The organism is Acinetobacter qingfengensis (genome assembly GCF_008693185.1).
GTDB lineage: Bacteria > Pseudomonadota > Gammaproteobacteria > Pseudomonadales > Moraxellaceae > Acinetobacter > Acinetobacter qingfengensis.
This window is the reverse complement of the sequence record NZ_VXKN01000010.1, coordinates 17714-30826: the sequence shown is the minus strand read 5'-3', so window position 1 is coordinate 30826 and position 13113 is coordinate 17714. Positions and strand designations below refer to the sequence as shown.

The following is a 13113-nucleotide window of genomic DNA, read 5'->3' as shown; positions in this document are numbered from 1 at the left end:
TATTTCATGTTGAATTATGATGAGATCAGGTGCAGGCACAAAGGTTTTTCACTACAATAGGCAACTATTGATGAAAATCGGCATAGCGTTGAAGAGCCAAATATGAACAGCAACTCCCTTTTTGAACAAGCCCAATACACACTAGATGACTATGTAGGTAAAACGCCACTGGTACGTTTACAACGATTGAATCAGTGTACTGCCACGGTCTTGGCGAAGTTAGAAGGGAATAATCCGGCAGGCTCCGTTAAGGATCGTCCTGCCTATAACATGATTATGCAAGCTGAGCGTCGCGGAGAGATTAAACCGGGCGATACTTTAATTGAAGCAACCAGTGGCAATACAGGGATTGCTTTGGCAATGGTTGCAGCGATGCGTGGATATCGAATGATTTTGATCATGCCGGATAACATGAGTCAGGAGCGTAAAGATGCCATGCTTGCCTACGGTGCAGAATTGGTTGAAGTTACCAAGGCACAAGGTATGGAAGGCGCACGTGACCTTGCGCTACAAATGCAGGCAGAAGGTAAAGGATTGGTATTGAATCAGTTTGGAAATCAGGATAATCCTGAAGCACATTACCTGACCACAGGACCGGAAATTTGGCAACAAACACAGGGGAAAATTACGCATTTTGTTAGTTCTATGGGAACGACAGGCACCATTATGGGTGTGTCAAAATATTTAAAAGAACAGAATCCAGATATTCAAATTGTTGGCTTACAACCTTCAGAAGGTTCGAGTATTGCGGGCATTCGGCGCTGGCCAAAAGCGTATTTACCAACAATTTTTGAGGCCAGTCGTGTTGATCAGATTATGGATGTTGATCAAAAAGATGCTGAAGTCGCTATGCGCCGTCTGGCACGTGAAGAAGGGATCAGTGCAGGCGTGTCTTCTGGCGGTGCTGTTTGGGCTGCACTGGAAATTGCAAAAACTCATCCTGATGCAGTCATTGTTTGTATCATTTGTGATCGTGGTGATCGTTATTTATCAACCGGATTATTTTCAGTTCAAGACAAGGAATAATGATGTTTGGCTTTCCTATATTGATATTTGATGTAGAAACCATGACTGATATAAAGGCAGGAAGCCAGCTTTATCAGCTTGATCTTGCTGATGAATCTTCGTTACAGGCATTGGCAAAATTACGAAGGCAGGAAGCGGGAACAGATTTTGCAAAATTACCCTTGCATCAAGTGGTTTGTATCTCTGGGTTATGGATTGATGAAGGTAAGTTTCAGCTATTTTCTTGGACGCAGCATGAATATAGTGAAAAAGAAATTCTACAAAAATTCACAGGGATTTTTGAAAAAAAACAGCCCATTCTAGTGAGCTGGAATGGTACACAATTTGATTTGCCTGTCATTATGTATCGTTGCTTATATCATGGTATTACCGCAGCAACCTTATTTGAGCAAGGCGAATGGGATCAGCAAAAACGTTATAATAATTATCAAAACCGTTATTTGCCCAGACATACTGATTTGATGGATGTCTTGTCCGGATTTAATCAAAAATCGTTCCAAAAACTTGATGAGATTGTCAGAATTTTAGGATATCCCGGTAAGCAAGGCATCAGCGGAAATGATGTTGCTGAGTTTGTACAGCAGGCACAGTGGGCAGCGCTTGGTTGTTATTGCGAAAGCGATGTTCTCAACACATGGCTGGTTTATTTACGTTGGTTGTTACTTCGAGGTTTTGTTGATCAGCAGCAGCACCAATATTGGATTCAGCGTACCATCGGTTATTTACAGCAACATGCACAGCATGCGGCATTTTTACAGCAGTGGCAAAAGAGTTGTTTAGGCACTGCATTTACTGCCAATGATTTCTTGCAAAATCCATAGGCGCTATTTTTTTTGGAAAAAACTTGAAAAGACAGACACGTTCACAGCCAAAGCGACAGCAACAAAGTCAAAGTAGCCAGAGTGTAACGTTTACAATCCAAAACCTCTCACATGAGGGACGTGGAGTCGCACTTTATGGCGATCAGGCTACACATGATCCAAAACAGCAAGGCAAAAAAGCTTTTGTACGTTTTGCTTTACCCGGAGAGCTTGTTCAGACCAAAATCACTAAAACGCATAAACGGTTTGATGAAGCTGAATTAATTCAGGTGATTGATCATGTCTCTTCTCATCGAGTGGCGCCAACATGTCAACATTTTGGTGTTTGTGGTGGTTGTTCGTTACAGCATTTGGATGCAGAACAACAAATTATCTTTAAACAACAGGTGGTTGCCTCACATTTACAGCATTTTGCAGGTGTTTCTCCAGAGGAGTGGTTGCCACCAATTCGAAATGCGCAGGCAGATTATCGTCGTAAAGCCAGAATGGGGGTGCGCTGGCGTGAAAAACAACAACAAATGGTGTTAGGTTTTCGTGAACAAAACAGTAATTATCTGGTACCTATTCAACAATGTAGTGTACTGGATCAGCGAGTATCAGCACATTTATTGGCACTAACACAAACCTTGGCTTCTCTTGAAAATAAAACAGCAATCACGCATATAGAATTTGCATTGGGCGATAGAGATGTTGCACTTTTGATCCGGCATGTTACTTCTTTACAGCGCCAAGATATTGAAAAATTGTTAGATTTTGTAAAAAAACACCAGTGGCAGCTGTATTTGTTGCCAGATCGCTACCAAACGCTACAACGTATAGACGCAGAAAATGCTACAATGCGCTTGCATTATGCGTTACCTGAGTTTGCTCTGAATCTGGCGTTTTCACCACTGGATTTTACTCAGGTTAATGCAAATGTAAACCGACAAATGGTGTATATGGCATGCCAATTGCTTGATTTACAACGAGGCGAAAGAGTTTTGGACTTATTTTGTGGGCTAGGTAATTTTTCATTGGCATTAGCACAATGTGTTGGTAAGACTGGACAAGTGATTGCTGTTGAAGGTGTTGAGGAAATGGTGCGGCGTGGTGAAGAAAATGCCAAACGTAATCAACTTCAACAAGTTTCTTTCTATGCGCAGGATTTGTCACAGGATTTCTCTAATCAAACATGGGCAAAACAGGGATTTGATGCGCTCTTGATTGATCCACCACGTTCTGGAGCAGAACAGGTAATGCACTATGCAGCGAACTTTGCTGCAAAACGGATCGTTTATGTGTCATGTAATCCGGCAACTTTAGCAAGAGATGCCGCAATTCTGATACAGCAGGGTTATCGTTTGGTAAAGGCTGGAATTATGGATATGTTTAGCCATACAGAACATGTTGAGTCTATTGCCTTATTTGAAAAAATCGCCACGATAACGAGCGATAAAGAAAGATGAATATAATGAAAGGGAGGATGGTATGGTCACAGTACGAGAACAACTGCCGGGACGATTGAATCAGGTTTCAGCAGTGACCACTGGAGAACATGCCGCCGAAACACAGATCGATTTGGTGGCTTGGCTAGAGCGGTTAAAACAACAGAACAATAATTTTCAGGATTTAGATGCTCTACATCGTGCCAGTCATCTGGCACTGGATCATGAAATTAACAGTACCATTAAACATCGTAGCAATACCTTTGCCATGGGTATTGGTATGGCAGATATTCTGGCACATCTGAATGTCGATGAAGAAACACTGGTTGCTGCGGTACTATATCGTAGTGTCCGTGAAGAATTGACTACATTGGATGAAGTTGAACAGGAATTTGGTCATGCCGTATCGCAATTGGTAAAAGGCACATTGGCCATGGGGCAATTGTCTGAACTGATTGAAAACAATAAACATCTGGAAGATCATTTTAATAATGACCAGCGTGAACATTTAACCGGTATTTATAAAATGCTGATTGCTGTCACCGAAGATGTAAGGGTTGTGCTGATTAAACTGGCCGAACGTACCTATGTACTGCGTCAATTGAATAATGCACCTAAAGACCGACAGGAACGGGTTGCACGAGAAATTCTAACCATTTATTCTCCGTTGGCACATCGTTTGGGGATTGCCCAGCTAAAATGGGAACTGGAAGATCTGGCATTTCGTTATTTATCGCCAGACCGTTATAAGGAAATTGCAACTTTACTCAATGAAAAACGTACTGAACGTGAGCAATATATTCAGCATGTTATCAAAACTCTAAAGGATGAGCTGGAAGAAAACGGGATTGAAGCGGAAATCATGGGACGTGCCAAGCACATCTATTCGATTTACCGTAAAATGCGCAAGAAAAATCTAAGCTTTGACCAATTGTATGATATTCGTGCTTTAAGAGTTTTGGTGAACAGTGTGCCGGAATGCTATCACTCATTAGGCATCGTTCATCAGATCTGGCGACATATTCCACATCAGTTTGATGATTATATTACTAATCCCAAAGCCAATGGTTATCGCTCATTGCATACGGCTGTGATTGCTGAAAATAAATCACTTGAAGTACAAATTAGAACCAAAAGCATGCATCAGGAAGCAGAGCTGGGTGTATGCTCACATTTTAATTATAAAGAAGGTCAAAAGCGTACTGATCATTCTTTTAATCATCGTCTGCATTCCTTACGCTCTGTACTTGAAAATTATCAGGAACGCAAAGAAGCGCAACCAGGTTTACAATCCAATGAAGAAGATCATGACAATACCGATTTAATTCAGGATCTGGAAGGCTACGAAAAAGTTTATGTGTTTAGTCGTGATGGGGACATTAAAGAATTACCGCGAGGCTCAACGGTTCTGGATTTTGCCTACCATGTACATACCGAGGTGGGTAATCATTGCTATGCGGCACGAGTAAATCAGCGTTATGTTCCGCTAACTTATGAGCTAAAAACGGGCGAACAAGTTGAAATTTTGACCAAGAAAGATCGTGAACCTAATCGTGACTGGTTAGTGAACTCTTTGGGTTATATCAAGACGGCACGGGCACGTGATAAATTACGTCACTGGTTTAGACAGCAGGATCGCAGTAAAAATCTGGAAATTGGACGGGAAATTCTGCATAAAGAATTAACTCGTTTAGCATTACATCCCAAAAGCATTGATTTAAGTGATTACTGTTCAACCTTTAATGTGAAATCTGGTGATGATATTTTGATTGGTTTGGTCACAGGCGATATCGGCTTGCATAGCTTGATGAATCAAATTAATCGTCAAATGCACATTGATGATGGTGAACCTGAACTAGTACTTAAACCTGCGCTTAATCCACGAGCGAGCCGTACACTTTCTGCTCATGGCATTCTGATTGATGGTCTGGATAATGTTGAGCTGCATATTGCACAATGTTGTCAGCCTGTGCATGGCGAATCCATTGGTGGATACATCACCATTAATCGTGGTGTGAGTATTCATAAAATTGCTTGCTCCGATTATTTACGCATGATTGAAAACGAACCAGAGCGTATGGTCGAGGCCGATTGGGAAATGCAACCCACCCGTGGTCAAAGTGTCCAGATTATGGTTGAAGCCTATGATCGTCGAGGTTTACTCAAAGACCTGACACAAGTTATCTTTGCTGATCATATTAATATCCGTCAGGTCAACACATTGTCAGACACTGATGGCATAGCCAACATGAAACTGATGATTGAAGTGAAAGGCTTATCTCAACTATCCCGATTATTGGCTCGTCTAGAGCAACAACCGAGAATTATTAGTGCGCGTCGTGTAGTGCAAGGCCATTAAAAAAACCACTGCATCATGTTTTAATATAAAAAGACCTACAATTGATTTGTGGGTCTTTTTTATGGCTGAGGCTGTAAAAGTACTGGATCTTCAATGTGATATCCCTGTTCTAATGGGATACCAAAATAATCAATGGTCACCAGTAATTTATTTTGCTGTGGAATACGATAAGCCTGTTTAACATCTAATTGATTAGAAAAGGTCTTAGCCGTTTGTGTTGGACTTTGATAGTTTCGATTTTTCACTTTGTACTGAAAAATATATTGAACAACAGGATTCGCCTGATCATTGGAATCAACATCATGCCATTCATGCTGTGTTGAGCTGTTTCTTTGTTGAATTTCAACCTCAAAAATTGCTGGATTAAGCGGAATTAATGGTTGAGTACGGCGTTTAATCCGATCAAGTTCCCGATCAAAAATCACTTCATTAGGATGATCATAGTCAATTTTTCCAGTTTTCTGATTAATATACAGAGAGTCAACCTGTATTAGCGGATAATTTACAGCATTTTTTTGGCTAAAATCATAATAATAAAGCTGTGGTAAACGTCCTCGCCCATCTTCAAAGTGACGTAATACATAAACTTTTTGTTCACGTGCTGAATAGCCAATCATTTCGATTATTTCAGAACCGCCAACAGTTGCATAAGCAAAATGTATACTTCCCATACCCAAGAGTAATGCAGAAATTTTGTGTAAGTACATCAATCTTCTCCCAACAAAAAATTCATGTGATCACAGGCCATCATGGTGTTTGAGAGTAAAAAAATTAGCAAGCTTAAAAATGTTAAATATCAGCAATTTGTTGTAAGATAAATTTTTGAGCAAAAGACAAGAGCCATGCAGGATTTACTTGAGTTAATGCAAACGCTAAGAGAAAAATGTCCGTGGGATCGAGAGCAAACACCGGCTAGTCTGACACCTTATGCTATTGAAGAAGCTTATGAAGTCGAAGATGCAGTAAGGTCGGGCGAGATTGCCCATATTCAGGAAGAATTAGGCGATTTATTATTACAAGTCATCTTTCAGGCACAAATGTATAGTGAACAGGGAGCATTTGATTTTTATGATGTGGTTGAGGGGCTGAAGCAAAAATTGATTCGCAGACACCCGCATGTATTTGATGAAAATTATGTTAATTTATCTACAGATCAAGTCAATGCGTTATGGACTCAAATTAAACAACAGGAAAAACAGCAACGAGGACAAACCCATGTCAGCGCACTGGATCAGGTTAAACTTGGTGCAAGCATTCATCAGGCACAGCAAATTCAGCAATACGCAGCAAAATTAAATTTTGACTGGGAAAATGTCGAAGGTGCATGGTTAAAATTTGATGAAGAAATACAGGAATTAAAACAAGCCATTCAGCAGCATGATCCAGTACATATTGAAGAAGAACTCGGCGATAGTTTATTTGCATTGATCAATGTCGGACGTAAATTACAACAAAATTGTGATCAGGCATTACTTGCTACAATCTCTAAATTTCGTTCGCGTTTTGCCTATATTGAACAGCAATTGGCGCAGCAAGGCTTGCGTCCGGAACAGTGTAATCTTTCACAGTTAGATGATTTATGGAATCAGGCAAAGGATGCTGAAAAAGTTTAGTTTGGTACTGATATCGTACTTATTTTCATCTACTGTGCTGGCGAATACTGCACAGCAGATGGATTATCATGCATGGAAAGTCAGACAGGAACAGCATGATTTACGTTTAAAACAATATAAATCCAGTCAGAACATACAAGTCCGTGCCGTACAATTGCTTGATACTTCACCAGCAGTACATCCGCAGTCGCAGCCACAAACTGTTATTTTAGGTGAACAATTTAGTGTCAATATCAATACCGCAACAGTACAGGAATTATCAGCAAAACTTAGCGACATTGGTACAAAAAAAGCCAGAGCAATTGTGCAATATCGTCAACAGTATGGTGCTTTTAAGAGAATTGAAGATTTGCAAAATGTTAAAGGGATTGGTGAAAAAACCTTTGAAAAAAATAGAAATAAACTTAAAATTCGTGATTAGCATGCTGTGGAAAGCGCATAAACAAATTGCCCTTTGCCAGCGTTAGCGATATGATTAAGCCATTCTTTACTAGCTAAATTCCAACTTGGAGCCAGCTTCTTTGCAAACTTTGCGTGCTTCGAAATGTGGTTTGTCCACATCAAAATTATCACCTGCCATATTAGAAATTATCGATAGCTTATCCAAAGCAGGATATGACGCCTATATCGTTGGCGGCGGTGTCCGTGATCTTATGCTTGGGGAAAATCCCAAAGACTTTGATGCTGTGACCAATGCGACCCCTGCACAAATTAAACAGGTGTTTGGACGCCGTTGTCGAATTATTGGACGCCGTTTTGAATTGGCTCATGTTCATTCAGGTCGTGAATTAATTGAAGTTGCAACCTTTCGTGCTCCACCAAAAAAAGCAGTGACCAGTGCTTCAGGTATGATTTTAAGAGACAATAACTGGGGCAGCATCGAACAAGATTTTTCACGGCGCGATTTTAGTATTAATGCCATGTATTATCAGCCGCGTCAGGGAATTGTACTGGATTTTTGTGAAGCATTTCAGGACATTCAGCAAAAAAAATTACGCTTACTGGGAGATCCGAAACAGCGGTTTGAAGAAGATCCTGTGCGAATGTTGCGGACATTACGCTTTGCCGCAAAACTTGGTTTTCAGATCGATCAGGGAATTCTGGACATTTTTACGCCTGAATGTACTCAATTACTTAGAGAAGTATCACCTCACCGTTTATACGATGAATCACAAAAAATGTTTTCAATGGGTAAATTGACTCAGCTTTTACCTTTATTGATTCAATTTCATATTTGGCAGCAATTACTGGCAGACCTTAAGCCAAAAATTACACCACTAATGCAACGTGCAGCGGAAAATACCGATAAACGTATTGCACAAGGTAAATCCATTAATTCAGCATTTTTTTATGCCGTTTTATTATGGCAACCTTATCTGGAGCGAATGGAGTTTTATCGCAGTAAAGGCGTAATTGACGCTGAAGCCCGAGCGCAGGCCAGTATTGATGTACTAAAACGTCAGGCAACACGTACCATTATTCCTCGTTTTGCCGAAACCTTTATTCGAGAAGTCTGGGAAATGCAAACTCGTCTGATTGCACCTAAAGCCCAACACATTATGCAATTGGTTAACCATGCCCGATTCCGGGCAGGATTTGACTTTTTATTGTTACGGGAACAATCTGGCGATGCCGCAACGCAAAATATGGGCGCATGGTGGGAGCAATTTCAGGAATTGAACAATGACCAAAAAGAAAAGGCCATTGCCGATTATCGTCGTCAACAGCAACGCTCCCGTAAAAAAACGACTGAACAGTCTGCGGAACCATTTGTGCCACTCGTATTGGAAACCGAAGTGAATAGTCGAGCTGCCCGGCGTGCCAAACAAAAAGCACTGGTGAAACAACAACGTGCAGAAATTATCGATAAGGTACCAGTGAGTATGCAGCAAGGTCAAGGCATCTCACCTGACCATCCGATTTTAAAACGCCGCCGTGTTCAACGTGATTTAAGCCATGTGGTTTTTGGACCGACACAATGAGTCAGATTCAGCAGTGCTATATTGGTCTGGGTAGTAATCTGGGGGATAGTCGGCAAACCTTAAAACATGCTGTACAGCAACTTGAAGATCTTGGCACAATACATGTGTCACGTTTATATTCCAGTCCCCCCATGGGGCCTCAGGATCAGCCAAATTATTTAAATGCTGTGGTTAACTTACAAACTACACTGGAACCATTGGCTTTATTGGATGAGTTACAACGTATTGAAAATGAGTCGGGACGGGTGCGATTGCGTCATTGGGGAGAGCGTACCCTGGATCTGGATTTATTATTATACGCCACATTAGAAATTAATCACCCTCGTTTAACAGTACCTCATGTTGGATTGTTATTACGTGATTTTGTAATTTTACCATTATTGGATCTTGCGCCAGATATGCAGGTCAATCAACAGAATTTAAGAGAATTGCCTTGTATTCAGCAAGCGACTGCAAAAGTAATTGCAGATTCAGACTGGTATCATTAACGGGATAATAGGGATCGTTACAGCAAGAGGATTACATTATGATTAGCTTGACAGATTTAAAAAAATTTAAAACAGAAGGACGTAAATTTTCCTGTCTGACTTGTTATGACGCAAGTTTTGCCAAAGCTATTCAGCAAGCCGGAATTGATAGTATTCTGGTAGGAGATTCGCTTGGTATGACGATTCAGGGACACGATTCTACCTTACCTGTAACTGTTCAGGACATGATCTATCACACTCAGGCAGTTGCCCGTGCTAATCAACATGCATTTATCATGACAGATCTACCATTTATGAGTTATGCCACGGTTACGGATGCATTGAAAAATGCAGGTGCAGTCATGCAGGCTGGTGCGCATGCAGTAAAAATTGAGGGTGGAGCATGGCTTGCAGATAGTGTGCAAGCTTTAACGCATAATGGCGTACCTGTATGCGTACATTTGGGACTGACACCGCAATTTGTAAATCTATTCGGTGGTTACAGACTTCAAGCCAAAACCCGCAATGCCGCAGATCAATTACTTGCAGATTGTCATGCTGTTGTTGAAGCTGGTGCTGCATTATTGTTATTGGAATGTGTTCCCGCAGCGATTGCCAAAGAAGTGGCTGCAACATTTGATGTTCCTGTCATTGGCATTGGTGCAGGTGCAGATACTGACGGACAAGTATTGGTTGTTCAGGATATGTTAGGGTTAAATTTTGGTAAAGTCGCACGATTTGTTCGTAACTTTATGCGGGAGCAATCAGGTGAACATGCCATTGTGAATGCCATCAAAGCCTATCACGATGCCGTCATCAATCAGGAATTTCCAGCCATAGAACATACCTTTCAAGTTGAGTTGTCATCATGAAAACTGAAACCACTATACAAGGCTTAAATGCAGCTTTAGCATCAGCACGATTGGCTCGTAAAACGATTGGCTTTGTACCGACCATGGGCAATTTACATGAAGGGCATTTAAGTCTGGTTCGGGAAGCAAAAAAATTATGTGATGTTGTGGTTGTTAGTATTTTTGTGAATCCAATTCAGTTTGGGCCAAATGAAGATTACGATAATTATCCGCGTACATTGGAAGCCGATAGCCATCTATTGGCAGATGTCGGTTGTGATTTATTGTTCGCACCGACAGTACAGCAAATGTATGGTGATCATGTTCGTAAAACCAGTGTGGTTGTGTCAGGTATTACGGATTTACTTTGTGGGCAATCACGTCCCGGACATTTTGATGGTGTAGCGACGGTTGTCACTAAACTATTTAATATTGTACAACCCAATACGGCTTTTTTTGGACAAAAAGACTGGCAACAGCTAGAAGTGATCAGAGCCATGACAAGGGATTTAAATCTTCCACTAGATATTGTGGGTGTACCGATTGCTCGTGCAGAAGATGGTCTGGCATTAAGTTCTCGTAATGGCTACTTGACAGAACAACAACGCCAACAGGCACCAGTGATTTATCAAAGTTTATTGGCTGCAAAACAATCGTTACAAAGTGGCGAAGATTTATCCGTAGTTTTACAGAATATTCGTGATACGCTGCAACAGGCTGGTTTTGAAATCGATTATGTCGAAGCCTACACGCCTCATTTACAGTCGGTACAACAATTTAATCAGGATATTATGTTGTTTGTAGCAGCGAAATTGGGGCAACCACGTTTAATCGATAATTTACTGGTCAAATATATTCCGAATTAAAAATAAGAGTGGCATCATCACAACATGAAAAAAATTGTATTGGTGACAGGGCGTTCAGGTTCTGGTAAAACCTCAACGTTACAAGTGCTTGAAGATCTTGGTTATTATACCATTGATAATCTGCCCATTTCGCTAGTTCCAGGTATCGTTGCAAAACTTGATCAGGACAATGCCATGGAATTATTGGCATTGGGTGTTGATATCCGTAGTTTACAAAATGATCAGATTTCTATCGATGAAGTACTGGATGAGTTACAACATTATGGCGTATTTGAAGTCATTTATCTTACTTCAAGGGAAGATGTTTTATTAGCACGTTATGCCTCATCTCGAAGACCACATCCTCTAGCCACAAAATATGATTCATTGACTGAATGTATTCGTGTTGAGGAGCAATTACTGTATCCAATTTATCGTCGTGCTACTTTAACTATTGATACCAGTAATAAAAATGTACATGATTTGCGTCATACCTTGTCAGTTAAACTAGGGCAAGGTGACAAACTGGTGGTGATTTTACAGTCTTTTGGCTTTAAACATGGTTTGCCTTTGGATACAGATTATGTCTTCGATCTCAGGCATCTGATAAATCCACACTGGATTAGTGAATTGCGGGCATATTCTGGACTAGATATTCCGGTACAGGAGTTTCTGGCTGCTGATGATATGGTCAATGATATGTATGAGGATATTGAGCAATTTTTACAAAAATGGTTGCCAGTATTTAGTCAGGGCCATCGTCAATTTATTACCATCTCCTTTGGTTGTACCGGCGGTCAGCACCGTTCGGTTTATTTTGTAGATAGACTTGCCAAAGCACTTCAGGCAAAATGGTCGGTGCAAGTTTTACATCGGGAAATGAAACACTGGTCATGATTGACACTACCGTAAACGTAATTAATAAACTAGGACTTCATGCACGTGCTTCAGGAAAATTGATTGAAGTTACCAGTCGCTATCGCTCCAGTATTCAACTCGGCAAAGGCAAGGAATTAATCGATGCCAAAAATATTATGTCACTTTTAATGCTCGGTGCTGGTAAAGGCACACAATTGCGCTTGGTGATTGAAGGATCTGATGAAGAAAAAGCCTGTGAGGCGATTCAGGCATTATTTAACGCTAAATTTTATGAGGCTGAATAATGGCTCGGCGTCCACGTTCTTATACCGAACAAGATTTTGAAGATTTACCAGAAGATGGCCGTATTAGTAAGGCTGAACAAAAACGTCATATACAGCGATTGGCTGCACTGGCTGAGCAACTTGCAGCATTACCCAAAAAACAACTTCAAAAATTGCCGGTTGATGAAAGACTCATTGATGCATTTTTAGAATTGGAAAATATAAGTTCTTTTGAAGCACGCCGCAGACAATTTCAGCGTATTGGTAAATTATTACGTAATGAAGACGAAACGGTACTATTGAGCTTTCTTGTGCCTAAACAAGGTGCTAAAAAACAGGCGCAACTAATGCGTTGGGTTGATCGGGTGATTGAGCAGGGCGATACAGCAATTCATGAGTTTTGTAAGCAATATCAAGCAGCTGAACGTCATACATTAAGACAGCATGTATTGCGTTATCAACGTGATGCACAAAACAATGCTGATGCTGAAAGCTTACAAATTTTACGCCAAAATATTATTAACTATGTCCAACAAGTTGCATTAATTTCTGAGTAAGCTACAAAGTATTTTTTAAACTGCGA

General features: G+C 40.6%; 14 protein-coding genes. 13 read left to right on the top strand and 1 reads right to left on the bottom strand.

Going from position 1 to position 13113, the window contains the following annotated elements; genetic code table 11:
- The first annotated feature begins 102 nt into the window (after positions 1 to 102).
- The 4 genes from cysM to F4V57_RS11940 are packed head-to-tail and all read left to right on the top strand — an operon-like array spanning position 103 to position 5630.
- Positions 103 to 1026, top strand: coding sequence for a cysteine synthase CysM (gene cysM / locus F4V57_RS11955; RefSeq protein WP_070070945.1), 924 nt, complete (start codon positions 103 to 105; stop codon positions 1024 to 1026).
- Entirely contained in the window at positions 1026 to 1847 is an 822-nt protein-coding gene (locus tag F4V57_RS11950; RefSeq protein ID WP_070070944.1) for a 3'-5' exonuclease, read from the top strand. Before cysM ends, F4V57_RS11950 begins: the two co-directional genes overlap by 1 nt.
- A 23-nt stretch (positions 1848 to 1870) precedes the next feature.
- Complete coding sequence (gene rlmD / locus F4V57_RS11945) at positions 1871 to 3292, top strand: 23S rRNA (uracil(1939)-C(5))-methyltransferase RlmD (protein ID WP_070070943.1); 1422 nt, start codon at positions 1871 to 1873, stop codon at positions 3290 to 3292.
- A gap of 22 nt (positions 3293 to 3314) precedes the next feature.
- A complete protein-coding gene (locus F4V57_RS11940; protein WP_070070942.1) occupies positions 3315 to 5630 on the top strand; it encodes a RelA/SpoT family protein in 2316 nt (771 codons plus the stop codon).
- Between the two features lie 59 nt (positions 5631 to 5689).
- Here the strand turns inward: F4V57_RS11940 and F4V57_RS11935 are convergent, their stop codons facing one another.
- Positions 5690 to 6337, bottom strand: a complete 648-nt coding sequence (locus F4V57_RS11935) for a hypothetical protein (RefSeq protein WP_070070941.1) — start codon at positions 6335 to 6337, stop codon at positions 5690 to 5692.
- Between the two features lie 135 nt (positions 6338 to 6472).
- On the opposite strand from F4V57_RS11935, the gene mazG reads away from it, so the two are divergent.
- The 9 genes from mazG (at position 6473) to yjgA (ending at position 13087) form a co-directional block, all read left to right on the top strand.
- Complete coding sequence (gene mazG / locus F4V57_RS11930) at positions 6473 to 7243, top strand: nucleoside triphosphate pyrophosphohydrolase (RefSeq protein ID WP_070070940.1); 771 nt, start codon at positions 6473 to 6475, stop codon at positions 7241 to 7243.
- Positions 7227 to 7664, top strand: coding sequence for a ComEA family DNA-binding protein (locus tag F4V57_RS11925; protein WP_070070939.1), 438 nt, complete (start codon positions 7227 to 7229; stop codon positions 7662 to 7664). The genes mazG and F4V57_RS11925 overlap by 17 nt, the downstream gene beginning before the upstream one ends.
- A gap of 100 nt (positions 7665 to 7764) precedes the next feature.
- Positions 7765 to 9225 (top strand): polynucleotide adenylyltransferase PcnB, encoded by a 1461-nt coding sequence (pcnB, locus tag F4V57_RS11920; RefSeq protein ID WP_070070938.1) that lies wholly within the window; start codon positions 7765 to 7767, stop codon positions 9223 to 9225.
- Positions 9222 to 9713: a 2-amino-4-hydroxy-6-hydroxymethyldihydropteridine diphosphokinase gene (folK, locus tag F4V57_RS11915; RefSeq protein WP_070070937.1), complete on the top strand. Its 492-nt coding sequence runs from the start codon at positions 9222 to 9224 to the stop codon at positions 9711 to 9713. Before pcnB ends, folK begins: the two co-directional genes overlap by 4 nt.
- 38 nt (positions 9714 to 9751) lie before the next feature.
- On the top strand, positions 9752 to 10564 hold the full coding sequence (panB, locus tag F4V57_RS11910) for a 3-methyl-2-oxobutanoate hydroxymethyltransferase (protein WP_070070936.1): 813 nt from the start codon (positions 9752 to 9754) through the stop codon (positions 10562 to 10564).
- Positions 10561 to 11409, top strand: a complete 849-nt coding sequence (gene panC / locus F4V57_RS11905) for a pantoate--beta-alanine ligase (RefSeq protein WP_070070935.1) — start codon at positions 10561 to 10563, stop codon at positions 11407 to 11409. The genes panB and panC overlap by 4 nt, the downstream gene beginning before the upstream one ends.
- Positions 11410 to 11433: 24 nt before the next feature.
- The gene (gene rapZ, locus F4V57_RS11900; protein WP_070070934.1) at positions 11434 to 12285 is read left to right on the top strand and encodes an RNase adapter RapZ; all 852 of its coding nucleotides are present in this window, start codon (positions 11434 to 11436) and stop codon (positions 12283 to 12285) included.
- A complete protein-coding gene (locus F4V57_RS11895; protein ID WP_070070933.1) occupies positions 12282 to 12551 on the top strand; it encodes an HPr family phosphocarrier protein in 270 nt (89 codons plus the stop codon). Before rapZ ends, F4V57_RS11895 begins: the two co-directional genes overlap by 4 nt.
- Positions 12551 to 13087, top strand: a complete 537-nt coding sequence (gene yjgA, locus F4V57_RS11890; protein WP_070070932.1) for a ribosome biogenesis factor YjgA — start codon at positions 12551 to 12553, stop codon at positions 13085 to 13087. The genes F4V57_RS11895 and yjgA overlap by 1 nt, the downstream gene beginning before the upstream one ends.
- Positions 13088 to 13113 lie beyond the last annotated feature (26 nt).

Excerpts from the sequence above, each read along its gene's own strand:
- cysM (WP_070070945.1), top strand. The coding sequence starts at position 103 with ATGAACAGCAACTCCCTTTTTGAACAAGCCCAATACACACTAGATGAC.
- F4V57_RS11950 (WP_070070944.1), top strand. The coding sequence starts at position 1,026 with ATGATGTTTGGCTTTCCTATATTGATATTTGATGTAGAAACCATGACT.
- F4V57_RS11940 (WP_070070942.1), top strand. The coding sequence starts at position 3,315 with ATGGTCACAGTACGAGAACAACTGCCGGGACGATTGAATCAGGTTTCA.
- F4V57_RS11935 (WP_070070941.1), bottom strand. The coding sequence starts at position 6,337 with ATGTACTTACACAAAATTTCTGCATTACTCTTGGGTATGGGAAGTATA.
- mazG (WP_070070940.1), top strand. The coding sequence starts at position 6,473 with ATGCAGGATTTACTTGAGTTAATGCAAACGCTAAGAGAAAAATGTCCG.
- F4V57_RS11925 (WP_070070939.1), top strand. The coding sequence starts at position 7,227 with ATGCTGAAAAAGTTTAGTTTGGTACTGATATCGTACTTATTTTCATCT.
- folK (WP_070070937.1), top strand. The coding sequence starts at position 9,222 with ATGAGTCAGATTCAGCAGTGCTATATTGGTCTGGGTAGTAATCTGGGG.
- panB (WP_070070936.1), top strand. The coding sequence starts at position 9,752 with ATGATTAGCTTGACAGATTTAAAAAAATTTAAAACAGAAGGACGTAAA.
- panC (WP_070070935.1), top strand. The coding sequence starts at position 10,561 with ATGAAAACTGAAACCACTATACAAGGCTTAAATGCAGCTTTAGCATCA.
- rapZ (WP_070070934.1), top strand. The coding sequence starts at position 11,434 with ATGAAAAAAATTGTATTGGTGACAGGGCGTTCAGGTTCTGGTAAAACC.
- F4V57_RS11895 (WP_070070933.1), top strand. The coding sequence starts at position 12,282 with ATGATTGACACTACCGTAAACGTAATTAATAAACTAGGACTTCATGCA.
- yjgA (WP_070070932.1), top strand. The coding sequence starts at position 12,551 with ATGGCTCGGCGTCCACGTTCTTATACCGAACAAGATTTTGAAGATTTA.